The organism is Pseudomonas sp. FG29, assembly GCF_057809355.1.
Genome location: NZ_JBMDJU010000008.1, coordinates 20,124 through 44,850 on the forward strand (window position 1 = coordinate 20,124; position 24,727 = coordinate 44,850).

Genomic DNA, 24,727 nt, shown 5'->3' on the forward strand with positions numbered 1-24,727 from the left:
TATAAATTAAACCATTTATAGGAATTTCAATGAGCAGATCAACTCACAACCCAGACCAATATATGTTCGGTTTTCGACAACTCGCCAGTAATGGCAAGAAAAAAATAGGGATACTTATCGGCGCCGGAGCTCCCGTAGGAATAAACGTAGCAAAAGATAGCGCCCAATGGGAATCACTAATTCCGAACCTAGACGGTCTAACTAAAACCGTAAAAAATGGACTTAGCGCTAAGGATCTAGAAGTCTATAACATTCTTGAGACAAGCACAGAAAAACCTAACCTAGAGAAGGTTCTATCAAAAATCAGAGCTATTTCTGAGGTTATAGGCTCTTCAAAAATACACAACTATAATTCAGATGATTTTGTCTCACTATCAGAAAAGATTTGCAACCTAATACGCGACGCAGTAAGCAAGGAATTACCAACAGGCGCAACGCCTTACTCAGAGTTAGTTGCATGGATAAATGGAGTTAACCGAAAGTACGGCATAGAGATTTTCACAACTAATTATGACCTCTTGATGGAGCAAGCTCTTGAGAGGTCTAAAACACCATATTTTGATGGTTTTAGCGGAGCTCGGGAGGCTTTTTTTGATCCATCAAGCATTTCAAGAAATGACTTACCATCTAGATGGGTGCGACTATGGAAACTTCATGGATCTATTGGTTGGGAACAAAATGAAAGAAGTGAAATTGTGCGCATACCCAACTCACCCAAAGCAAGCATGGTATATCCGTCCCATATAAAATATGACCAAACACAGGCTGCACCTTTTTCCTCACTATTCGAGCGGCTTAAGAATTTTTTGCTAGAGCCCGATACAGTTCTAATATCTACTGGCTTTTCATTTGCAGACGCCCACATCTCATCAAAATTACTAGAAAGTCTCCAAGCGAACCCATCAGCCGCTCTATTAGCCTTTCAATTTCAAGACCTAGAAACAGAGAAGTTCATAACAGAGCTAGCATTAAAATGCCCGAGCATAAGTGCATACTGCAACGACGGCGCAATAATAAACGGCGTCAAAGCCAAATGGAAGCTAGGTGCAATACCAAGCAAAGGCTGGGAACATATTAGGAAAGAATACTATCAAAATGACAAATTTACACTAGGAGACTTCTCCGCCTTAGCTCGATTTCTTGCAACAGCGGGAGGAGACTTCTCCGGAGACTTACCCCCCCCACAGGACCTTGAAGAAACAAATAACGCTACATCCAATACTAAAGAGGCACTCATTGAGGAGCCAAAAAATGCTTAACCAGCCTACGCTATTGGGAACGATAAGCTCTGTATCTGGTTCATCAGCAGTCGTAGAGGTAGCAAACTCCGTCGATTCTGGAATAGTAATTATAGGCGGGAGAAATTACAGAGTAGGCCAAGTCGGTAGCTTTGTAAAAATCCCCATTGGCTACAACAATCTTTACGGTGTAATCGCAGGCTCAAGTGAGTCCTCTCAACTAGAGGAAAGTCAATCAATTCGGCCAGATAGGCGGCTGGTAAAGATTGAGCTTGTAGGCGAGATAATTGCTGGAAACTTTGAAAGAGGCATAAGCGAATACCCTAGCATCGGAAATGAAGTACATATTGTAACAGACAAAGATTTAATTAAAGTTTTTGGTGACCCTACTGAGGGCCATGTCAAAGTTGGTACGCTTTCTAGCTCCGACGGCATAGATGTCAGCTTAGATCTAGACAAGCTCGTCACAAGACACTCAGCTATATTAGGATCAACCGGCTCTGGAAAATCCACTAGCACAGCCAGTATTTTAAGAGCCATAGCTACTGACGAAAAAAACGCAACACTACCAAGCGCAAGAATATTATTAATCGACATACACGGAGAGTACGAGTCCGCTTTAGGAGATATAGCAAAAGTCTTTTCAATTCTACCAGAATCAAAGAATAAACTTGAAATACCTTACTGGTGCCTTTCACCTAATAATCTCATCGATTTCTTATGCGGCACAATGAGCGAAAGCCACAAATCATTATTCCTAGACAAAACAATAGAGGAAAAAAGTCACGCGATAAATGCCAATAACCTAAACGACATAGATCCCGAGAAAATAACTAGCGCAACCCCACTGCCGTATAGAATTAAAAAAATATGGTACGACTTATTTTTCGATGACACGGTTACCTGGCAGGATGCCGCAATGAGTACACCAGCCTATGCCCATAATGGCAAAGGAAGTTTTGAAAATCTCGTAGCACCTAAATTTATTCCTCCCGGCGCCGGACAGGCTCTACCTAAAAAAGGTGGACAAGGAGTAATGAAAAGACCATTGGATCTAATGAAGTCTAGACTAACAGACGCTCAATTCTCTTTCATGCTTGAGCCCGGCGACTGGAACCCAGATAAAGATGGAATCATTAAAAAAGATATTGACGAGCTGATATCTGAATGGCTAGGACATGACAAACCTATAACCATACTAGATTTATCAGGAATGCCATCAACTACATTAAGCCTGCTTTTAGGAACCATCCTGGACATCCTCTTTGAAATCGCAATATGGGGTAGACATCAAGAAAGCGGAATGCGTAAGCGGCCTTTATTGCTAGTTCTCGAAGAAGCACATAGATACTTATCAAAGTCTGAAAATGGACTTGCCAAAAGCATGATCCAAAGAATTGCAAAAGAGGGTAGAAAATTTGGTGTTGGCGCCATGCTTGTTAGTCAACGACCATCAGAAATTGATGACACAATCCTGTCGCAGTGCGGAACGATTATATCCCTAAGAATAAACAACGCTTCAGATCGCGCCATAGTAAAATCCTCCTTCTCTGAGGGACTAGCAGGAATAGTAGAATCACTACCGATACTTCGAACCGGTGAAGCTATAATTGTTGGTGAGGCAGCAAAACTTCCTACGCGGTGCAGATTCAACCTACTATCCGAAGACAAATATCCCACGAGCAAAGATCCGGAAGTCACAAAACAATGGAGAAACCCAAAGACAAAAGAAGATTATGCAAAACTAATCAAAAGCTGGCGAACCCAATCAAATAAATAGGTAACACAATGGAACGCATACCTGTAGGCTCCAGCAATATAGCATCAATTGGTTACAACTCTGACTCGGAAATTCTTGAAGTGGAATTCTTGAATGGAAGCATTTACGAATATTACGGAGTCCCAGAACAAATACATCAAGATCTAATGAATGCAAGTTCTCACGGCTCTTACTTGAGCGCAAACATCAAAAACCATTTCTCATACACTAGAATACAGTAGAAGTATACCTCTATAATCGCTGGAGCTAGCTGTCCCAGCGTCAAGAGAACATAAAACGTAAAATCGGAGATATGCCACGATCAATACTTCAGCAGCTCCCGCTTACCCTCTTAATTGCTTGTTCTAAGCAACACATGAAAGCCAAGTCGATGCAAGGCCTTCTCACAACTGTATTTTGAAGCACCCCTTCTCCATTTCCCCGGAACTTCTGCCCCCCAACGCCACCAGAACACTATCCGCCCTTTTCTGGAGGCCTCTGGCGATGGAACAGTGGAATATCTGGCTTAACCGCGATATCTGGCTCAACGTGGCGATCGTGCTGGTCGCTACGGCGCTGATCTACAGCGTGCTACGTACCCTGGTGAATACCCTTCACAAGCGCCTGAAAGCCTGGTCGAAGGATCAGGATGGCAGTTGGCAGCACTTCGTCGCGGTGGTGATCGGCCGTACCAGCCGGCTGTTGCTGCTGGCCTTTTCCCTGTTGCTGGCGTTGCGTTTGCCGGATCTGCCCGACAGTTGGCAGAGCGCGCTAAGCCATACCTGGTTCGTCGCGCTGGCCTTGCAGGTGGCGCTGTGGGTCGATAGCGGCGTACGCCTGTGGTCGCGCAGCCTGGTGATGGGCAAGAGCGGCGCCAACTACAACCCGGTGATGACCACCATCATCAGCATCATGGTGTTGGTCATGGTGTGGTCGGTGATGCTGCTGTCGATCCTGGCCAACCTCGGTGTGGATATCACCGCGCTGGTGGCCAGCCTGGGTGTGGGCGGTATCGCCGTGGCGCTGGCGGTGCAGACTGTGCTCAGCGATGTGTTTGCCTCGCTGTCCATCGGCGTCGACAAGCCCTTCGAGATCGGCGATTTCGTGGTGTTCGGCGAGGTGGCCGGCACCATCGAGCATATCGGCCTGAAGACCACGCGCATCCGCAGCCTCAGCGGCGAACAGGTGGTGTGCGCCAACGCCGATCTGCTGCGGCAGATCGTGCATAACTACAAGCGCATGGACACCCGGCGCATCGTCTTCAAGTTCGGCATCAGCTATGACACACCGAGCGCCAAGGTGCGCCAGGTGTCGGAGAAGGTCGGCGAGATCATCCGCGCCACGTCCAAGACGCGCTTCGACCGCGCGCATTTCCTTGGTTTCGACGAGAGCCAGTTGACCTTCGAGGTGGTGTATATCGTGCTGACCTCGGACTACAACCAGTACATGGATATCCAGCAGGAGATCAACCTGCAGTTGCTCGACGCCCTGCGCGAGCTGGACGTGCGCTTCGCCCTGCCGCGCCGCGATCTGCGCCTGGTGGGCGAGCGAACGCCAGTGCTCAAGGTTGCCGGCCTGCCGCAACAGGTGGAGGCCGAGCGGGGTGAGGAAGATCAGCGCTTGCCTAGGTTCAGTTAGCCGCTGACTCGCGCGCTTTGCGCAACAAAGCTGCGACTGTCACGCGGTATATCTGCGCATGACGCAACGATAGAGTGGGCGCGCAGGAGACTTCGCCCATGACCATGCAAAACCTCGAACTGCAGTATTTCTTCGATCCGCTCTGCGGCTGGTGCTATGCCAGTGCCCCAGCTCTGGCCGGCCTGGCCGAGCGCCATGGCGCGGCATTGCGGATGATGCCCGTGGGGCTCTTCACGCAGCCGCGCCCCATCGCGGGCATGGCTGATTTTGCCTGGCAGAACGACCAGCGCATCGCCACGCTCACCGGCCAACGGTTCAGCGAGGCTTATAGGGAGCAGGTGCTGCTGGCCGCCGATGGGGTCTTCGATTCGACGTCACTGACGCGGGCACTGACGGCGCTGGCTGAACAGAACGCAAGCCTGGAGCCCCACCTGTTGCACGCCGCCCAGCTCGCTCGCTACGTCGACGGGGTGGACACCTGCCGCGCCGAAGCCGTCGCGCAGATCGCCGTGAATGTGGCGCAAGGCGCAGGTCTCAGCCTGGATGCCGCCGAATTCGCCGCGCGCCTGGACGATGATCGTGCGCTCGCAGAAGCCACCGCACGTCGTGTCGCCCTGGCCCAACAGGCCATGCAGACGCTGCCGTCAGGCGGCGTGCCGCAGTTGCGGGTCATCATCGATGGCGTATCTCAGGTCATTGCCGGGCAACACCTGTATACGGGCCCGCAACGGCTGCTGGAACAGCTGCAAGCCCTTCTCGGTTGACGGACTCGTCCACCCCATCTGACGTGCCGCTCATTCCAGACCTATCGGCATGAGCGGCCAGCGCGCAGAACCTGCAAGGCGCGGCCTCAGAGTGGCCGTGCGGCTCGCGCGAACCGGCAAAGCCGGTACGCTTGCCCAGTAGCCGTAAAATATCCAAAACGCCCTACACCGACACATCCAGCCAACGCTTTGTTTATCAGGTGCTTATCGATTCCGCCTGAAGGTCGCCTGTCGCTTTTTTACGTCATGAACGCTGTATATGTTTGACATATTTTACGGCTTTGGCAGACTGCTGGCCCGTTGCGGCAGGTGGCCGCGAACCCGGCATGGTGAGCGCCTGCGGGGTATCGCTCGCCAGTTGTGACGCGCCATGAAAACAACAATTCTGTCTGTCCAGGCGGCCTAGCGGGCACTGCCCACGCCGGACGACGGGCGAGCCACTGGTATTCATCCAATGCTGATCTGGTTTGTTGCGATCTACCTGCTGTTCACCGTCGGTGTCGGCGTCTATGCATCCACTCGCGTCAAGAACTCCAAGGATTTCGCCGCCGGCGGCAGGAGCATGTCCTTCCCACTGGTCGCGGCCATGGTGTTTGCCACCTGGTTCGGCTCGGAAGCGGTGCTGGGCATCCCGGCCACCTTCATCGAGGAAGGTTTCGCCGGCATCATCGAGGATCCGTTCGGCTCCTTCGGTTGCCTGATGCTGGTGGGTCTGATCTTCGCCCGCCCGCTGTACCGCATGAACCTGCTGACCATCGGCGACTTCTTCCGCAAGCGCTACGGCCCGCATGTGGAGATCTTCACCAGCCTGGTGATCATCGGCTCCTACCTGGGCTGGGTGGCGGCGCAGCTGACCGCGCTGGGCGTGGTGTTCAACGTGCTCTCCGATGGCTCGATCACCACCACTCAGGGCATGCTGATCGGCACCGCCATCGTGCTGCTCTACACCCTGTTCGGCGGCATGTGGTCGGTGGCGCTGACCGACTTCATGCAGATGATCATCATCGTCGCCGGCCTGTGCTACCTGACCTGGCTGATCGGCGACATGGCCGGCGGCGCCGACGTGGTGATCAGCCACGCAGCGGCCGAGGGCAAGTTCACCTTCATGCATGCCTTCGAGCCACGGGATATCGTCGCCTTCATCGCCGCGGCGGTGACGCTGATGCTCGGTTCCATCCCGCAGCAGGACGTGTACGCCCGCGTGATGTCGGCCAAGACCGAGAACATTGCCGCGCGCGCCTCGATGGCCGGCGCGGTGTTCTACCTGTCGTTCTGCATGCTGCCGATCTTCCTTACCTACGCCGCCTCGCTGATCGATCCGGCGATGGTGCAGAAGTGGCTGGCCGAGGATGCGCAGATGATCCTGCCGCACCTGATCATGGAGCGGACGCCGCTGTTCGCCCAGGTGATGTTCTTCGGTGCGCTGCTGTCGGCGATCATGTCCACCGCCTCGGGCACGCTGCTGGCGCCGTCGGTGACCTTCACCGAGAACATCCTGAAGAACTTCGTGCCGGTGATGAGCGACCGCCAGTTCCTGCTGGCCATGCGCCTGAGCGTGGTGGCGATGACCATCGCCACGTCGATCTTCGCCCTGAACTCCACGGCGAGCATCTACGAGATGGTCGGCAATGCTTACAAGGTGACCCTGGTAGCTGCCGTGGTGCCGCTGTTCGCCGGCCTGTTCTGGAAACGTGCGACCACCCAGGGCGCGCTGCTGGCCATCATCCTCGGCCTGTCGAGCTGGATCGCCCTGGAGCTGACCTATCAGGAGACCGACTTCTGGCCACCGCAACTGGCCGGTCTGTTGATCAGCCTGGCGGGCATGCTGATCGGCTCGCTGCTGCCGCAGTTCAGCCGTCACCGCGGCGACAGCGTACAAGCCATCACTGCCTCGGCCAACGCCTGAAAACAGGCGCCCTTCTCCTTCGAGAAGGGCGCTTTGCCACCATATAAGCCTTTGAAAAACATAAATTTTCACGCTTCACAAGCGTGACGGTGACGGCTACTCTGCCGCCCCATGATTCGATCTCTACTGCTTCTGTTCTGCTGTTTAACAGCCCTGTCCCTGCATGCCGCACCCGCCACCTTCGCCGAGGCCAAGCGCCTGGCCTGGCCGCTGTATGCCAAGCAATCCACCGAGTTCTATTGCGGCTGCAAGTACAGCGGCAATCGGGTCGACCTGCGCTCATGCGGCTACACGCCGCGCAAGAATGCCAATCGCGCCCAGCGTATCGAGTGGGAACACATCGTCCCCGCCTGGGTTATCGGCCATCAGCGCCAGTGCTGGCAAAAAGGCGGTCGCAAGAACTGCGCCGCCAACGATACCCAGTTCCGCAAGGCCGAGGCCGACCTGCACAACCTGGTGCCGAGCATCGGCGAGGTGAATGGCGACCGCAGCAACTACAGCTTCGCCTGGCTGCCGCAAAAGCCGAGCCAATACGGCCAGTGCCAGACGGTGGTGGACTTCAAGGCACGCAAGGTGATGCCGCGTGCCGCCATACGCGGGATGATCGCGCGTACCTACTTCTACATGGCCGACCGCTACAAGCTGCGCCTGTCCAGGCAGGATCGCCAACTCTACGAAGCCTGGAGCAAGACCTACCCGGCCGAACCCTGGGAGCGCCAGCGCAACCAGCAGGTGGCCTGCGTGATGGGCTGGGGTAACCCCTATGTGGGCAAGGTGGATATGAACCGCTGCGGACGTAAGCACGCGTAGGGCGTAGTTCGGCAGAGCAGGTCGAAGACGCCTCAGGCTCTTGTAGGAGCCCCGCCCCGGGGCGAAGCGCTTGAGTTCTCTATCGCCTGAATGATCGCATTCGCTGCGGGGCGCAGCTCCTACAGTTGATATACAGCTCGTAGGGCGGACTCAGGAGCCTAAGCGAACAGTCCGCCGGGCCAAGCCGAGTCAGGCACCACAACCCACGCCCAATACTCCCCCCAACGGCGTACTGCTTCGCGAACAGATCACTGCTCTTGCCGCCGCTTCCACGATCCGAAATGCAACCCCATGAAACAGTGGGAGGGGCTTTAGCCGCGACAGCCGTGGCGGCCAATTAATCGCGGCTAATGCCCCTCCCACATCGCCAAGCGGCTACGCCAGGCGCTGCAGCTCGCGCCGTACCATATTGGCGAACTCCGGGGGGCTGAGCTGGTAAAGCTCCTGCGCCACCCAGGGTAACCAACTCCCCTGCAGTTCAGCCTTGCGCGCCAGCAGGCGCTGGGCCTCGGCTTCGGCGCGGGCCTGGTGCTCGCGGTGGTAGTCGGCGCGGCTCGGTTTTTCTGTACTCACGCTGTTGCCCTTTTCCTCATATCGGGCGGAGCAGGCATAATCGCCGCCTGTTCGCCCATATCGACCGTCATCAATGCGCATCCACGTCAGCTTCATCGACCGCGTCGGCATCACCCAGGAAGTCCTGGCGCTGCTCGGCGGGCGCAATCTGAACCTCGATGCGGTGGAGATGGTACCGCCAAACGTCTATATCGACGCACCGACGCTAAGCGCCGAGGTGCTCGAAGAACTGCGCGGCGCGCTGCTGCAGGTGCACGGCGTGCAGAGCGTGGAGGTGGTGGACATTCTCCCTGGCCAGCGCCGTCGCCTGCAGCTCGATGCCCTGCTCGCCGCCATGCCCGACCCGGTGCTGGCGGTGGATGATCGCGCCACCGTGCTGCTGGCCAACCCGGCACTGAACGACCTCTACGGCCGCGCCCCCGAGGGCCTCAGCATCGCCGCGCTGTTCGCCGACGAGCCGCTGCAGCAATCGCTGCTGGCCGCTGGTTTCCACCAGCCGCTGCGCGAGGTGCATTTCGCCGGTCAGCCGCTGCTGCTCGATGCCCAGCCGATCACCGAGGACGGCCGCCTCACTGGCGGCCTGCTCACCCTGTATGCGCCGAGTCGCATGGGTCAGCGCCTGGCCGCGTTGCACCACGACCATGCCGAGGGCTTCGACTCGCTGCTCGGTGAGTCCGCTGCGATCAGCGCCCTCAAAACGCGCGCTCTGCGTGTGGCATCGCTGGATGCGCCGCTTTTGATCCATGGCGAAACCGGCACCGGCAAGGAACTGGTGGCGCGCGCCTGCCATGCCGTCAGCGTGCGCCGCACTGCGCCCTTCCTGGCGCTGAACTGCGCCGCCCTGCCGGAAAACCTGGCCGAGAGCGAGCTGTTCGGCTACGCCCCCGGCGCCTTCACGGGCGCCCAGCGTGGTGGCAAGCCAGGACTGCTGGAGCTGGCCAACCAGGGCACGGTGTTTCTCGACGAGATCGGCGAGATGTCGCCCTATCTGCAGGCCAAGCTGCTGCGTTTTCTCAGCGATGGCAGCTTCCGCCGCGTCGGGGGCGACCGTGAGGTGAAGGTGGACGTGCGCATCCTCAGCGCCACCCACCGCGATCTGGAAAAGATGGTGGCCGAAGGCAGCTTCCGCGAGGATCTGTTCTATCGCCTCAACGTGCTCAACCTGGAAGTGCCGCCACTGCGCGAGCGCGGCCAGGACATCCTGCTGCTGGCCCAGCACTTCATGGCCCAGGCCTGCGCGCAGATCCAGCGCCTACCCTGCCGCCTGGCGCCAGCCACTTTCCCGGCGCTGCTGGCCGGGCGCTGGCCGGGCAACGTGCGCCAGTTGCAGAACGTGATCTTCCGCGCTGCTGCCATCTGCGACAGCAACTGGGTGGAAATGGACGACCTGGACATCGCCGTGACTGAGGTGGCGCCACGGGTACAGGGCGAGGTTGGCAGCCTGGAGCAGGCCATGGACGAATACGAGAAGGCGCTGCTAGAAAAGCTCTACGCCAGCCACCCCTCCAGCCGCCTGCTCGCCACCCGCCTCGGCACCTCGCACACCGCCATCGCCAAGCGCCTGCGCAAGTACGGTATCGGCAAGCTGTAACGACGATCATCTGCGTAGGGCGGCCCGGGCGACGATCCGCTTCAGCCCACCAGCACAACCACAGCCCGGTGACACAACCTGCAGGATCACCCAGCGAATATCAAAAGCGCCATCCATACGCAGTGGGAGGGGCTTTAGCCGCGACAGCCTCGACAAATCGCCGCTGAAGCGCCTCCCACAAGCCACCTGACAAATCCGGGGGTTGCCTGCACGATCTTCCCGGATACATACGGCCTACAAACCAAGCAGGACGTGGCTTGTAGACTGTCTGTAGCCAAATCATTCCACCGTAACGATTTCGTAACGACACGGGTAAAGCCCCATTCCCGCTGGTGCGACCTCAACCTTGCTAAAAACGACGCAGCGTTTTGGAACGATATCGTTCCAGCATACTTTGATCAATCACCCATAAAACACTTAAGTAATTGATTTTATTGAATTTTATAGCAATGGCACCAAGCTTGCTCTAGGGCCAGGAGTTCGACCCGCCCTGCTGCGGGTTACCCGTTGCCTGCCGCAGAAGCAGGCCACCTTTGCCCTTTGAGGAGTTCACATGAGCGAGTTGCGTTTCACCGCCGATCACGAATGGCTGCGTCTGGACAACGATGGTCTGGTAACCGTCGGCATCACCCATTACGCCCAGGACGCGCTCGGCGACGTGGTGTACGTGCAACTGCCGGAAGTGAAGGCCTACGCCCAAGGCGAGGAAGTGGCCGTGCTGGAGTCGGTGAAGGCCGCCAGCAACATCGTCATGCCGCTGGACGGCGAGATCGTCGAAATCAACGGCGACCTGGAAGGCAGCCCGGAGCTGGTCAACGAGTCGCCGCTGGACAAGGCCTGGTTCTTCCGCATGCGCCTGGCCGACAACGCCGTGCTGGCGGACCTGCTGGACAAGGCCGGTTATGACCGCCTGCTGAACGCCAACGCCGACGCCTGAGTGATCGCCATGACCAAGCTCGATACCCAGAACGAATTCATCGCCCGCCATATCGGCCCGCGCGATGCCGACACAGCCGCCATGCTCGAACTGCTCGGCTATGACTCGGTCGACGCGCTGACCGGTGCGGTGATCCCCGAGAGCATCAAGGGCACCAGCATCCTCGGCGAGCAACCGGGCCTGTCGGAAGCCGACGCCCTGGCCAAGATCAAGGCCATCGCCGCGAAGAATCAGCAGTTCAAGAACTACATCGGCCAGGGTTACTACGGCACTCATACGCCGAGCCCGATCCTGCGCAACCTGCTGGAAAACCCGGCCTGGTACACTGCCTACACCCCTTACCAACCGGAGATTTCCCAGGGCCGCCTGGAAGCGCTGCTGAACTTCCAGACGCTGATCAGCGACCTCACCGGCATGCAGATCGCCAACGCTTCGCTGCTTGACGAAGCCACCGCCGCTGCCGAAGCGATGACCTTCTGCAAGCGCCTGTCGAAGAACAAGGCCAGCAACACCTTCTTCGCCTCCCAGCATTGCCACCCGCAGACCCTCGACGTGCTGCGCACCCGTGCCGAACCGCTGGGCATCGAAGTGGAAGTGGGCGACGAAGCCGCCATCACCGACGCCAGCGCCTACTTCGGCGCGCTGCTGCAGTACCCGGCGAGCAATGGTGACATCTTCGACTACAGCGCCCTGGTCGAGCGCTTCCACGCCGCCAACGCCCTGGTTGCCGTGGCTGCCGACCTGCTGGCTCTGACCCTGCTCACCCCGCCGGGCGAGTTCGGCGCCGACGTCGCCCTGGGCAGCGCCCAGCGCTTCGGTGTGCCGCTGGGCTTCGGTGGCCCGCACGCTGCCTACTTCGCCACCCGCGACGCGTTCAAGCGCGACATGCCGGGCCGCCTGGTTGGCATGTCGGTCGACCGCTTCGGCAAGCCGGCCCTGCGCCTGGCCATGCAGACCCGCGAGCAGCACATCCGCCGCGAGAAGGCCACCAGTAACATCTGTACCGCCCAGGTGCTGCTGGCCAACATCGCCAGCATGTACGCCGTGTACCACGGCCCGAAAGGCCTGACCGAGATCGCTCAGCGCGTGCACAGCTTCACCGCCATTCTCGCCCTGGGCCTGACCAAGCTGGGCCACAGCGTCGAGCAGCAGCACTTCTTCGACACCCTGAGCATCAAGACCGGCGCCAAGACCGCCGAACTGCATGCCAAGGCCCGTGCGGCCGGCATCAACCTGCGCGAGATCGACGCCGAGCGTCTGGGTCTGTCGCTAGACGAAACCACCGACCAGGCAGCCGTCGAGGCCTTGCTGGCACTGTTCGCCGCTGACCAGGCCGCGCCTGTCGTCAGCGACCTGGCCGCACAGATCGCCAGCCGCCTGCCGCAAGGCCTGCTGCGCCAGTCGGCCATCCTGCAACACGCCGTGTTCAACCGCTACCACAGCGAAACCGAGCTGATGCGCTACCTGCGCAAGCTGGCTGACAAGGATCTGGCCCTGGATCGCAGCATGATCCCGCTGGGCTCCTGCACCATGAAGCTCAACGCCGCCAGCGAGATGATCCCGGTGACCTGGCCGGAATTCGGCAACCTGCACCCCTTCGCTCCGGTCGAGCAGGCTGCCGGTTACACCCAGCTGACCAGCGAACTGGAGGCCATGCTCTGCGCCGCCACCGGCTACGACGCCGTGTCGCTGCAGCCCAACGCCGGCTCCCAGGGCGAGTACGCCGGTCTGCTGGCCATCCGTGCCTATCACCTGAGCCGTGGCGACGATCAGCGCGACATCTGCCTGATCCCGCAATCGGCCCACGGCACCAACCCGGCAACCGCCTCCATGGCTGGTATGCGCGTGGTGGTCACCGCCTGTGATGCACGCGGCAACGTCGACATCGCTGATCTGAAGGCCAAGGCCGAAGAGCACAAGGATCGCCTGGCTGCGATCATGATCACCTACCCGTCCACCCACGGTGTGTTCGAGGAAGGTATCCGCGAGATCTGTCAGATCATCCACGACAATGGCGGCCAGGTGTACATCGACGGCGCCAACATGAACGCCATGGTCGGCCTCTGCGCACCGGGTCAGTTCGGTGGCGACGTCTCGCACCTGAACCTGCACAAGACCTTCTGCATCCCGCACGGTGGTGGCGGCCCGGGCGTCGGCCCGATTGGCGTCAAGTCGCACCTGGCGCCGTTCCTGCCGGGCCATGCGCACATGGCACGCAAGGAAGGTGCCGTCAGCGCCGCGCCGTTCGGCAGCGCCAGCATCCTGCCGATCACCTGGATGTACATCACCATGATGGGCGGCAACGGCCTCAAGCGTGCGTCGCAGATGGCCATTCTCAACGCCAACTACATCGCCCGTCGTCTGGAAGAGCACTACCCGGTGCTGTACTCCGGCGAAGGCGGCCTGGTGGCGCACGAATGCATCCTCGACATCCGTCCGCTCAAGGACAGCAGCGGCATCAGCGTCGACGACGTGGCCAAGCGCCTGATCGACTTCGGCTTCCACGCCCCGACCATGTCCTTCCCGGTGGCCGGCACCCTGATGATCGAGCCGACCGAGAGCGAGTCCAAGGAAGAGCTGGATCGCTTCTGCGACGCCATGATCGCCATCCGCGAGGAAATCCGCGCAGTCGAGCAGGGTCGTCTGGACAAGGACGACAACCCGCTGAAGAACGCCCCGCACACCGCCCTGGAACTGGTTGGCGAGTGGCACCACGCCTACAGCCGCGAGCAGGCCGTGTACCCGCTGGCGAGCCTGATCGAGGCCAAGTACTGGCCGCCGGTTGGCCGCGTGGACAACGTCTACGGCGACCGCAACCTGGTCTGCGCCTGCCCGTCCATCGAGGCGTATCAGGACGCGTAAGGGGCTTGTCTCCCCTCTCCCGCTTGCGGGAGAGGGGACTGTTCAGCGTCCAGCCCGTAGCCCGGATGCAATCCGGGGAGGCCCGCAAAGCCCCCCGGATTGCATCCGGGCTACGACTCGCGAAACGCCCCGCGCCAGGTGCGCCGGGCCTTTTCAAGGATTTTTCCGATGACTACCGAAACCCTCGCCAAGACGCCATTGCACGCCTTGCACCTCGAACTCGGCGCGCGCATGGTGCCTTTCGCTGGCTATGACATGCCTGTGCAATACCCGCTGGGCGTGATGAAGGAACACCTGCACACCCGCGACGCGGCCGGTCTATTCGACGTATCGCACATGGGTCAAATCCTCCTGCGTGGCGAAAACGCCGCGCGCGCCCTGGAAACCCTGGTGCCGGTGGACATCATCGACCTGCCGGTGGGCACGCAGCGCTACGCCATGTTCACCGACGCCCAGGGCGGCATTCTCGACGACCTGATGGTCGCCAACCTGGGTGACGACACCCTGTACCTGGTGGTCAACGCCGCCTGCAAACATCAGGACCTGGCGCACCTGAACAAGCACATCGGCGAACAGTGCCAGATCGAGGGCCTGTTCGAGGAACGCGCTCTACTCGCCCTGCAAGGGCCAAAAGCGGTCGACGTGCTGGCCCGCCTGGCGCCTGAGGTGAGCAAGATGACCTTCATGCAGGTTGCCCGTGTGCGCCTGCTGGGCAGCGAGTGCATCGTCAGCCGCAGCGGCTACACCGGCGAAGACGGTTTCGAGATTTCCGTTGCCGTCGACCAGGCCGAAGCCCTGGCACGCAGCCTGCTGGCCGAGGCGGAAGTCGAGGCCATCGGCCTGGGTGCGCGTGACTCGCTGCGCCTGGAAGCCGGCCTGTGCCTGTACGGCCACGACATGAGCAGCGCCACCTCGCCAATCGAGGCCAGCCTGCTGTGGGCCATTTCCAAGGTGCGTCGCGAGGGTGGCGAACGTGCCGGCAACTTCCCCGGTGCCGAGCGTGTGTTCGAGCAGCAGCAAAAAGGCGTGGCGCGCAAGCGCGTCGGCCTGCTGCCGCAAGAGCGCGTGCCGGTACGTGAAGGCGCGGAAATCGTCGACGCCAACGGCAGCGTAATTGGCCAGGTGTGCAGCGGCGGCTTCGGCCCGAGCCTCGGCGCGCCGGTGGCCATGGGTTACGTCAATGCCAGCCACAGCGCCATCGACAGCGATGTCTGGGCCGTGGTGCGCGGCAAGCGCGTGCCGATGAAAGTGGCCAAGACGCCGTTCGTGCCGCAGCGCTACTACCGCGGTTGAGCCCCCGTAGCCCGGATGCAATCCGGGGAGGCTGTGAAAAGCTCCCGGATTGCATCCGGGCTACGTCTGTCTTTGACGGCCAGGCGTGCGTCCTGGGCTATTTGCGCACGCTCATGGGGCAACGGCTCTACGCAAAAAATTCACACGACCGTTCGTCATTAAAATTTTTACTTAAATAACAACAACTTAAACAAAGCAACCGCTGCGCACTGGCCTGTTTCGTGCTTGCCATCACCGGCATAGTTCCCTAGGGTAGTTTGCATGTTGTCTCTCATTGCCCCCATCAGCTCACTGCTGAGCGGCGTGGCTCTGCTCCTGCTCGGCAATGGTCTACTCAACACCCTCCTGACCCTGCGTGGCGTCGCCGAAGGCTACTCCACCACGATGCTCGGCCTGATCATGTCCGGGTACTTCGTCGGGTTTCTCCTCGGCACCTGGCTGGCGACTCCGCTGGTCAGACGCATCGGGCATATCCGCGCGTTCGCCTGTTGTGCCGCCCTGGCCGCCATCGCCGCCCTGCTCCATCTGCTGCTGATCGATCCGTGGATCTGGCTGGGCCTGCGCGTGCTCTATGGCCTGGCACTGGTGACGCTGTACATGGTCATCGAAAGCTGGCTCAACGCTCAGGCGCCCAACGAAAAGCGTGGTCAGGTGTTCGCCGTCTACATGGCAGTCAACCTCGGGGCCCTGGCCCTGGCTCAGCAACTGCTGCACCTGGCCGACCCGGTACAATTCACCCTGTTCGCCATCGCCGCCATCCTCATCAGCGCCGCGCTGATGCCCATTACCCTCACGCGCCAGTCCCAGCCGAGCCTGCCGGAAACGCCGCCGAGCAACCTGCGCCAGCTGTGGAGCATCGCCCCCCTGGCCATCGTCGCGGCGGGGCTTTCCGGGCTGGCCATGGGCGGCTTCTGGGGGATGGCCCCGGTGTATGCCAGCCTGTCCGGCTTCGACACCGCCGGTGTCGGCCTGCTGATGACTGCCACCATTCTGGGCGGCGCGCTGCTGCAATGGCCCATCGGCATCTATTCCGACCGCCACGACCGGCGCCAGGTGCTGTTCTGGGTCGTGGTACTGGCCGTGGCCCTGGCACTGATCATGAGCCTGCTGCCGGCGGGCCCTTGGCTGCTCGGCGCCATCTTCATCTGGGGTGGCCTGGCCTTCGCCATCTACCCCATCGCCGTGGCCCAGCTGATCGACCAGTTGCACAGCGACGAGATTCTTTCCGGCTCCGCCAGCCTGCTGATGATCAACGGCATCGGCTCGGTGTGCGGGCCCCTGCTGGCCGGCGTGTTGATGGAGCAACTGGGCGCACACGCGCTACCGCTGTACTTCGCCGCCACCCTGGGCCTGCTGGCCGCCTACACCCTTTACCGGCTGCGCCATGTCAGCGACCTGGTCAGCGGCGACGCCGCGCACTTCGTCCCCATGCTGCGCACCAGCCCGACGGTGCTGGAGCTGATGCCCGATGCACCGCCCCATGACTCGACGGAGGAGACAACTCAGTCCTGAAGTCACGCAACCGGCTGTTTCGGCAAGGCCTCGAGCCTACCCCAAGCAGCCAGAAACCCGGCCAGTAGGCCGCTCGCCCTTGAGCCGAGCCGCAGGCCACTTCTGGAGACACAACGATGCTATTAGCCACCGACCTGGATGGAACCTTTCTCGCCGGCGATCCCGAAGATCGCCTGAGCCTCTATCAGACCATCGCCGCGCACCCGGAGATCAAGCTCGCCTACGTCACCGGGCGCAGCCTGGAAGCGGTGCTGCCGCTGCTGGCCGACCCAACGCTGCCGCAGCCGGACTACATCATCGCCGACGTTGGCGCGACCCTGGTGCATGGCGACAGCCTGCAACCGATCCAGCCGCTGCAAAGCACGGTGGATGCCCGCTGGCCAGGCGAAACACAGGTGGCCAGCGCCATCGAGGCGTTCGGCCTGGAACGCCAGGACGTGCCACAGGCGCGTCGCTGCTCCTACTTCTGCACTCCGGAACAAGCGGCCAACCCGGCACTGCGCACGATCGCCGACGAACTGGGCTGCGACCTGCTCTACTCCGCCGGGCTGTACCTGGATTTCCTGCCCAAGGGTGTGAACAAGGGCAGCAGCCTGCAGGCCCTGGCCGACTGGTTGGAACTGAGCCACGACCAGGTACTGGCCGCCGGCGATACGCTCAATGACCTGTCGATGCTCAGTTCCAGCTTCCACGGCGTGTGCGTTGGCCAATCGGAAACCGCGCTACTGGAGGCCACGCGCAGCCACTCGCGCACCCTGCATGCCAATCGTCCGGGCTGCGGCGGCATTCTCGAAGCCTTCGCTCATTTCGGCTTTCTCGGCGAACACGGCATCGCCGCCGAGCGCCGCCAGGCCGCGCAGCCGGGCAAGGCCGAGCTGGTGATGGTCTATCACCGCCTGCCCTATGAGGAATACCGCAACGCTGCCGGCAAGCTGCAGCGTCGCCGGCCGACCTCGCCCAACGGCATCATCCCCACCCTGCTGAGTTTCTTCGGCGATGGTCGCCCCGGCTCCTGGGTCGCCTGGGCCGTGCACGAGGATGACGACGAGCCCTTCGACAGCCACACCACGGTGGATGCAGAGCGCTATCCCAAGCTCACCGCCGCACGGGTCAAACTGAGCAAGGAAGAGGTCGACGTCTTCTACAAGCGCTTCTCCAAGGAAGCCTTCTGGCCGACCCTGCACACCTTCTGGGAGCGCGCCACCTTCAACGAGGACGACTGGCAGGTGTTCTGCAAGGTCAACCGCGCCTTCGCCGAACGCACCGCGCTGGAAGCCGCCGAAGGCGCCATCGTCTGGCTGCACGACTACAACCTATGGATGGTGCCGGCCTACCTGCGCGAGCTGCGCCCGGACTTGCGCATCGCCTTCTTCCACCACACCTACTTCCCCTCGGCCGACGTGTTCAACGTGCTGCCGTGGCGCCGCCAGATCGTCGGCAGCCTGCTGCAATGCGATTACATCGGTTTCCATATTCCGCGTCAGGTGGAGAACTTCGTCGACGTTGCCCGTGGTGTGTTCCCACTCAAGACCCTGGATCGACAGAACTGCGCACCGCGCTTCATCACCTACGGCTGCGCCGTCGGTCTGGAGCGCATGACCACCGCGCTGGATACCGGCACCCGGCAGGTCAAGCTGGGTGCGCACCCGGTGGGGCTGGACATCGACCGCGTGCGCAACGCCCTGGAAGCCCCGAAGATTCAGGAGCTGATGGGTCAACTGCGCGAAGAGATGAAAGGCGTGAAGCTGATTCTCGCCGTGGAGCGCCTCGACTACACCAAGGGCATCCTGGAAAAGCTCAACGCCTACGAACGCCTGCTGGCCGACAATCCGGAGCTGATCGGCAAGGTCACCCTGGTCACCGTCTGCGTGCCGGCAGCGCGCGAGATGACGGTGTACGACGAGCTGCAGACGCAGATCGAACAGGCGGTCGGCCGCATCAACGGCCGCTTCGCCCGCATTGGCTGGACGCCGCTGCAGTTCTTCTTCCGCAGCCTGCCGTTCGAGGAAGTCAGCGCCTGGTACGCCATGGCCGACGTGATGTGGATCACCCCGCTACGTGACGGGCTGAACCTGGTGGCCAAGGAGTTCGTCGCCGCCCAGGGTCTGCTTGGTGGGCGCGGCGTATTGGTGCTATCGGAGTTCGCCGGCGCCGCCGCCGAGCTCAAGGGCGCGCTGCTGACCAACCCGCACGACCCGGCGGATCTGGCGCACACCTGCTACCTGGCACTGAACCTGCCCAAGAGCGAGGCCCAGGCGCGTCTGCGCGAGCTGTTCGATATCGTCAGCTACAACGACATACGCCGCTGGGGCGAGGACTTCCTCGCCGGCGTGGCGCCCGCCCAGGAGCGCCAGCCGCTGACGCTGGCCAGTTGAGCCCATTGCGCTAACCGCGCTGCATGATGCCCTCGCAGGCCTGGATCAGCGCGGCCGCCAGCTCCCTTGCATGCCCTGGCAATTGCGCCCGGGCATGCAGGGCGACTTCTACCGGGGCCACCGCCGGAAAGCCCTCGGCCTCGGTCAGCTCGCGGTGCTCAGGGGTAATCAGCCGGCGTGGCAACAGAGTCAGGCCGAGACCTCCCTCAGCCGCCGCACTGACGCCCGGCAGGCTGCTGCTGACGTAGGCGATACGCCAGGTCTTGCCCATGGCATCCAGAGCATGGGTCATTTCCAGACGGTACAAGCCATTGGGCGGGAACACCGCCAGCGGGATCGGATCGCGCGCCAGCACCGGGCGTGCACGGCTGTCCAGCCAGGCCAGCGGCTCGGCCCAACTGGCCAGGCCTTTGACGCTGCCGGCGCGCTGCTTGATCAGCGCCAGATCCAGTTCCCCGGCATTGAAGGCGCGCCAGACGTCATGGCTAAGGCCGCTGGTGATCTCCAGGCGGATACCGCGATGAGTGTCGGCAAAATCCGCCAGATAGGGCGTCAGGCTGTTGGCCGCGAAGTCATCCGGCACGCCGAGGCGAATCTCTCCCTCCTCGGCACTGCGCCCCAGCGCCAGCTGCGCCTCATCCATCAGCGCGACGATGCGCTGGGCATAACCGAGCAGGCGCTCGCCTTCGGTAGTGGTGACCACGTAACGTCCGCTGCGGTCGAGTAACTCGGCGCCGAGCTGTTCCTCCAGGCGGCGAATCTGCTGGCTGACGGTGGACTGGGTCAGGTGCAGGCTGGCAGCGGCACGGGTAAAACCGCCGGTCTGCACCACGGCGAGAAAACTGCGCAGAAGAACGGGATCGAGCACGGCGCCACTCCATCATGAAAGCCACTGGCACGCATTCTACTATTTAATTTCAGAATCCAACGGCCGCTTGCTTATAGTGCCTGCACATCTTTTCCACGCCGGGCGACCGCCCGACGCTTCACCATCGCCGAGGCCCTTCTCGATGAGTAAAACGCCCTTCTACTATGCCCCGCATGGCGGCCACCCCGGTCAGGAGCAATTGCTGACCGACCGTGCCATGTTCACCGAGGCCTATGCCGTCATTCCCAAAGGCGTGATGCGTGACATCGTCACCAGCCACCTGCCGTTCTGGGACAACATGCGCATGTGGGTCATCGCCCGCCCGCTGACCGGCTTCGCCGAAACCTTCTCGCAGTACATCGTCGAAGTCAGCCCGAACGGCGGCAGTGACAAGCCGGAGCTGGATCCGACGGCCGAAGGCGTGATCTTCGTGGTCGAAGGCACCTGCGACCTGACCCTGAACGGCACGCAGCACGCCCTGCGCCCGGGCAGCTACGCCTTCATCCCGCCGCAGAGCGATTGGTCGCTGCGCAACAAGAGCAGCGAAGCGGTACGCTTCCACTGGCTGCGTAAGGCCTATCAAGCCGTTGACGGCGTACCCTACCCGGAAGCCTTCGTCACCCACGAACAGGACATCGACCCCATCGTCATGCCGGGCACCGAAGGCCGCTGGAGCACCACGCGCTTCGTTGACATCAGCGACATGCGCCATGACATGCACGTCAACATCGTCAACTTCGAGCCGGGCGGCGTGATTCCCTTCGCCGAAACCCACGTCATGGAGCACGGCCTCTATGTGCTGGAAGGCAAGGCGGTGTATCGCCTGAACCAGGACTGGGTCGAGGTCGAGGCTGGTGACTTCATGTGGCTGCGCGCCTTCTGCCCGCAGGCCTGCTACGCCGGCGGCCCGGGTCGCTTCCGCTACCTGCTGTACAAGGACGTGAACCGCCAGATGCCGCTGACCCTGGGCGGCCTCAAACGCTGAATGATGGCGTGCCCGTAGGAGCGGCTTCAGCCGCGATCAGATCGCTACCCAAGCCCCTCCCACACGCACGAACAAAAAAGGCCACCCCTCGGGGTGGCCTTTCAGTTTCTGCAGCAACCGATCAGCTATGGCGGATCAGGTGGTCGAAGGCGCTCAGCGAAGCCTTGGCACCCTCGCCCACGGCGATGACGATCTGCTTGTACGGCACGGTGGTCACGTCACCGGCAGCGAATACACCGGGGATGTTGGTCGCGCCCTTGGCATCGACGATGATCTCGCCAAAACGGTTGAGTTCGATGGTGCCTTTGAGCCAGTCGCTGTTGGGCAGCAGGCCGATCTGCACGAAGATGCCTTCCAGCTCGACGGTGTGCAGCGCCGCGGTAGTGCGATCCTTGTACACCAGGCCGGTAACCTTCTGGCCGTCGCCCTTGACCTCGGTGGTCTGCGCGCTCTTGATCACGGTCACGTTCGGCAGGCTGAACAGCTTCTTCTGCAGCACGGCGTCGGCACGCAGGGTATCGGCGAACTCCAGCAGGGTGACATGGCTGACGATGCCGGCCAGGTCGATGGCCGCTTCGACGCCGGAGTTACCGCCGCCGATCACCGCCACGCGCTTGCCCTTGAACAGCGGGCCGTCGCAGTGCGGGCAGAAGCACACGCCCTTGGCCTTGTATTCCTGCTCGCCGGGAACCCCCATCTCGCGCCAGCGCGCGCCGGTGGAGAGGATCACGGTCTTGGCCTTGAGCGAAGCGCCGTTCTCGAACTTCACTTCATGCAGGCCGCCTTCACCGCTGGCCGGTACCAGAGCCGACGCACGTTGCAGGTTCATCACGTCAACTTCGTATTCCTTGACGTGTTCCTCCAGGGCGCGTACCAGTTTCGGGCCTTCGGTTTCCTTCACCGAGATGAAGTTCTCGATAGCCATGGTGTCGAGCACCTGACCACCGAAGCGCTCGGCGGCAATGGCGGTGCGGATGCCTTTACGGGCGGCATAGATGGCCGCCGAGGCGCCAGCCGGGCCACCGCCGACCACGAGCACGTCGAAGGCTTCCTTGGCGGTCATTTTCTCGGCGTCACGGCTGGAAGCACCGGTATCGATCTTGGCGAGGATCTGCTTCACGTCCATACGGCCGGAGGCGAATACTTCACCGTTCAGGTAGATGCTCGGCACGGCCATGATCTGGCGACGCTCGACTTCTTCCTGGAACAGCGCGCCGTCGATGGAGACGTTGCGGATGTTGGGATTGAGCACCGCCATCAGGTTCAGCGCCTGCACCACATCCGGGCAGTTCTGGCAGCTCAGCGAGAAGTAGGTCTCGAACTCGAACTTGCCTTCGATGCCCTTGATCTGCTCGATGGTCTCGGCGTCGAGCTTGGACGGATGCCCGCCCACCTGCAGCAGCGCCAGCACCAGCGAGGTGAACTCATGGCCCATGGGGATGCCGGCGAATGCCAGGCCGATATCCGCACCAGGACGATTGAGCGAGAACGACGGACGACGGGCGTCGTTGCCATCGGTCTTGAGGGTGATCTTGTCGGTCAGGCCGACGATGTCTTGCAGCAGCCCGAGCAGTTCCTTGGACTTCTCGCCGTCATCCAGGGACGCGACGATCTCGAACGGCTGGGTGACCTTTTCCAGGTAGGCCTTCAACTGGGTTTGCAGATTGGCGTCCAACATGACGGGAATCCTCTAGAAATAGCGAATTACGGGCGAAAAAACGCCCGGACGGATCGCGCCCGGGCGTTCGGGCACCTTCAAAGGCCTTTTAGACCTTGTAAGGCGAAAATGGGATGAAGAGCGTCGCGAGCGACGGTAGTGCAAGGCGAAATCAGGCGAGGGCGCGGAGTTTACGAGCTGTAAATGAGCAGCCCGAGCCTGATTTCAACGCAGCAATACCTAGCGCAGCAGCTCTGCGCCCATTTTTAGATCTTGCCAACCAGATCCAGGGACGGAGCCAGGGTCTTCTCACCTTCTTTCCACTTGGCCGGGCAGACTTCGCCCGGGTGAGCGGCGGTGTACTGGGCAGCTTTCAGCTTGCGCAGGGTCTCGGAGACGTCACGAGCGATCTCGTTGGAGTGGATCTCGACGGTCTTGATCACGCCTTCCGGGTTGATCACGAAGGTGCCGCGCAGAGCCAGACCTTCTTCAGCGATGTGTACGCCGAAAGCGTTGGTCAGCTGGTGAGTCGGGTCACCGATCAGCGGGAACTGGGCCTTGCCCACGGCCGGCGAAGTTTCGTGCCAGACCTTGTGCGAGAAGTGGGTGTCGGTGGTCACGATGTAGACCTCGGCACCGGCCTTCTGGAACTCGGCGTAGTTGTTGGCGGCGTCTTCGATTTCGGTCGGGCAGTTGAAGGTGAAGGCAGCCGGCATGAAGATCAGCACGGACCACTTGCCCTGCAGGCTCTGCTCGGTGACTTCGATGAATTCGCCGTTGTGGAAAGCGTTGGCCTTGAACGGTTGCACTTGAGTATTGATGAGGGACATCTCTGACTCCTTGATTGAGGTTTCACTGAGGGTTAGAACTTCGATGGGGCGTATATTAGCCGCCTATCGAAAAAAAGCTTATTGATTACACCCATGGTATCGATTGAATGTGGCAATCAGTGCTGCCAATCATCGAGAGGCCCTATTGTGCCAGCTCGGGATCGATCAGCAGCACCACCTTGCCGGACACCTGGTTGCTGGCCAATGCTTCGAAGGCAGCCTCACTGTCTTGGAGTGAGAAAGTGCGCTCCAGTTGCGGCTTGATTCGCCCTTCGTCGAACAGTGGCCAGACGTGCTGCCGTAGCTCGAGCAGCAGCTCACCCTTGAAGCGGTCATCGCGATTGCGCAGGGTCGAGCCGATCAGTTGGATGCGCTTGCCCAGTACCTGAGCCAGATCGAGACTGGCCTCGCGCCCGCCCATCAGACCGATGTTGACCCAGCGCCCATCCTGCGCCAGCAGATCGAGGTTGAGCCCGGCATATTTGCCGCCTACCGGGTCGAGAATCACGTCGAACGGGCCAAAATCTCGCAACCCTTCGAGCCCATCACCGCGTAACACCCCACCCTGCGCGCCAAGTGCCTCGCAATAGGCCAGCCGCTCAGCCGAGCCGACACTGACCCAGCAGGGGCTGCCGAACGCCTTGCACAACTGGATGGCGGCCGAGCCGACACCACTGGCTCCCGCGTGCAGCAGCACCTTCTCACCCGGCTTGAGACCGGCGAGCTGGAACAGGTTGAGCCAGGCCGTGGCGTACACCTCTGGCAAGCCGGCCGCCTGCGCCAGACTGAGGCCCTCAGGTACCGGCAACGCATGACGGGCATCGACCACCACTTCCTCGGCCATGCCGCCGCCCGCGAGCAGACAACACACGCGATCCCCGACCACCCAGGTGCTACCAGCCCCGACCTCCGTAACCACACCGGCGCACTCCAGGCCAAGCGCCTGGCTGGCTCCAGGCGGCGGCGGATAGAGCCCTGCGCGCTGCAAAAGATCGGCACGGTTGAGGCCGGCAGCCGCAACTTTCACCCGAATCTGGCCCACATCGCAGGTCTGGGTCGGTTGTTCCAGCCACTCTGCGCGCCCTTCGACGCCTTGCAATGCCTTCATGCTGCCTCCATAGTGCAAGTG

The 24,727-nt window shown here is 60.9% G+C and carries 19 protein-coding genes; 14 read left to right on the forward strand and 5 right to left on the reverse strand.

Annotated elements, in window-relative coordinates; genetic code table 11:
- The first annotated feature begins 29 nt into the window (after positions 1-29).
- The 7 genes from ACODS1_RS10765 to ACODS1_RS10795 all read left to right on the forward strand — a co-directional run bounded on the left by ACODS1_RS10765 (position 30) and on the right by ACODS1_RS10795 (position 8,115).
- Entirely contained in the window at positions 30-1,259 is a 1,230-nt protein-coding gene (locus tag ACODS1_RS10765; RefSeq protein WP_489085642.1) for an SIR2 family protein, read from the forward strand.
- Entirely contained in the window at positions 1,252-3,018 is a 1,767-nt protein-coding gene (locus ACODS1_RS10770) for an ATP-binding protein (protein WP_489085643.1), read from the forward strand. Before ACODS1_RS10765 ends, ACODS1_RS10770 begins: the two co-directional genes overlap by 8 nt.
- An 8-nt stretch (positions 3,019-3,026) precedes the next feature.
- Complete coding sequence (locus tag ACODS1_RS10775; protein ID WP_489085644.1) at positions 3,027-3,239, forward strand: KTSC domain-containing protein; 213 nt, start codon at positions 3,027-3,029, stop codon at positions 3,237-3,239.
- 262 nt (positions 3,240-3,501) lie between these two features.
- Positions 3,502-4,635 (forward strand): mechanosensitive ion channel family protein, encoded by a 1,134-nt coding sequence (locus ACODS1_RS10780; RefSeq protein WP_489085645.1) that lies wholly within the window; start codon positions 3,502-3,504, stop codon positions 4,633-4,635.
- Positions 4,636-4,733: 98 nt separating this feature from the next.
- Positions 4,734-5,399 (forward strand): DsbA family protein, encoded by a 666-nt coding sequence (locus tag ACODS1_RS10785; RefSeq protein WP_489085646.1) that lies wholly within the window; start codon positions 4,734-4,736, stop codon positions 5,397-5,399.
- A 454-nt stretch (positions 5,400-5,853) separates the two neighbouring features.
- Positions 5,854-7,305 carry a high affinity choline transporter 1 gene (locus tag ACODS1_RS10790; RefSeq protein ID WP_322978546.1) on the forward strand — a complete coding sequence of 484 codons (1,452 nt, stop codon included), beginning with the start codon at positions 5,854-5,856 and terminating at the stop codon, positions 7,303-7,305.
- 111 nt (positions 7,306-7,416) lie between these two features.
- Complete coding sequence (locus ACODS1_RS10795; RefSeq protein WP_489085647.1) at positions 7,417-8,115, forward strand: endonuclease; 699 nt, start codon at positions 7,417-7,419, stop codon at positions 8,113-8,115.
- Positions 8,116-8,490: 375 nt separating this feature from the next.
- On the opposite strand, the gene ACODS1_RS10800 is transcribed toward ACODS1_RS10795, so the two are convergent.
- Positions 8,491-8,688, reverse strand: a complete 198-nt coding sequence (locus tag ACODS1_RS10800) for a hypothetical protein (RefSeq protein WP_489085648.1) — start codon at positions 8,686-8,688, stop codon at positions 8,491-8,493.
- Between the two features lie 73 nt (positions 8,689-8,761).
- Between ACODS1_RS10800 and ACODS1_RS10805 the strand changes: the two genes are divergently transcribed.
- The 6 genes from ACODS1_RS10805 (at position 8,762) to ggpS (ending at position 19,258) form a co-directional block, all read left to right on the forward strand.
- Positions 8,762-10,279 (forward strand): sigma-54-dependent transcriptional regulator, encoded by a 1,518-nt coding sequence (locus ACODS1_RS10805; RefSeq protein ID WP_489085649.1) that lies wholly within the window; start codon positions 8,762-8,764, stop codon positions 10,277-10,279.
- Between the two features lie 553 nt (positions 10,280-10,832).
- The gene (gene gcvH, locus ACODS1_RS10810) at positions 10,833-11,216 is read left to right on the forward strand and encodes a glycine cleavage system protein GcvH (protein ID WP_230927049.1); all 384 of its coding nucleotides are present in this window, start codon (positions 10,833-10,835) and stop codon (positions 11,214-11,216) included.
- Between the two features lie 9 nt (positions 11,217-11,225).
- Entirely contained in the window at positions 11,226-14,078 is a 2,853-nt protein-coding gene (gene gcvP / locus ACODS1_RS10815) for an aminomethyl-transferring glycine dehydrogenase (RefSeq protein ID WP_489085650.1), read from the forward strand.
- Positions 14,079-14,246: 168 nt separating this feature from the next.
- The gene (gene gcvT / locus ACODS1_RS10820; RefSeq protein ID WP_489085651.1) at positions 14,247-15,371 is read left to right on the forward strand and encodes a glycine cleavage system aminomethyltransferase GcvT; all 1,125 of its coding nucleotides are present in this window, start codon (positions 14,247-14,249) and stop codon (positions 15,369-15,371) included.
- A 261-nt stretch (positions 15,372-15,632) separates the two neighbouring features.
- On the forward strand, positions 15,633-16,883 hold the full coding sequence (locus ACODS1_RS10825; protein ID WP_489085652.1) for an MFS transporter: 1,251 nt from the start codon (positions 15,633-15,635) through the stop codon (positions 16,881-16,883).
- A gap of 116 nt (positions 16,884-16,999) precedes the next feature.
- On the forward strand, positions 17,000-19,258 hold the full coding sequence (gene ggpS, locus ACODS1_RS10830) for a glucosylglycerol-phosphate synthase (protein WP_489085653.1): 2,259 nt from the start codon (positions 17,000-17,002) through the stop codon (positions 19,256-19,258).
- A gap of 10 nt (positions 19,259-19,268) precedes the next feature.
- Here the strand turns inward: ggpS and ACODS1_RS10835 are convergent, their stop codons facing one another.
- Positions 19,269-20,126: a LysR substrate-binding domain-containing protein gene (locus ACODS1_RS10835; protein ID WP_489085654.1), complete on the reverse strand. Its 858-nt coding sequence runs from the start codon at positions 20,124-20,126 to the stop codon at positions 19,269-19,271.
- 142 nt (positions 20,127-20,268) lie between these two features.
- On the opposite strand from ACODS1_RS10835, the gene ACODS1_RS10840 reads away from it, so the two are divergent.
- On the forward strand, positions 20,269-21,111 hold the full coding sequence (locus ACODS1_RS10840) for a bifunctional allantoicase/(S)-ureidoglycine aminohydrolase (RefSeq protein WP_489085655.1): 843 nt from the start codon (positions 20,269-20,271) through the stop codon (positions 21,109-21,111).
- Positions 21,112-21,232: 121 nt separating this feature from the next.
- Here ACODS1_RS10840 and ahpF read toward each other — a convergent pair whose 3' ends face one another.
- The 3 genes from ahpF to ACODS1_RS10855 form a co-directional block, all read right to left on the reverse strand.
- Positions 21,233-22,789: an alkyl hydroperoxide reductase subunit F gene (gene ahpF, locus ACODS1_RS10845; RefSeq protein WP_489085656.1), complete on the reverse strand. Its 1,557-nt coding sequence runs from the start codon at positions 22,787-22,789 to the stop codon at positions 21,233-21,235.
- A 245-nt stretch (positions 22,790-23,034) separates the two neighbouring features.
- A complete protein-coding gene (ahpC, locus tag ACODS1_RS10850; protein ID WP_322978556.1) occupies positions 23,035-23,598 on the reverse strand; it encodes an alkyl hydroperoxide reductase subunit C in 564 nt (187 codons plus the stop codon).
- A 142-nt stretch (positions 23,599-23,740) separates the two neighbouring features.
- Positions 23,741-24,706, reverse strand: a complete 966-nt coding sequence (locus ACODS1_RS10855; RefSeq protein WP_489085657.1) for a zinc-binding dehydrogenase — start codon at positions 24,704-24,706, stop codon at positions 23,741-23,743.
- Between the last annotated feature and the right edge of the window lie 21 nt (positions 24,707-24,727).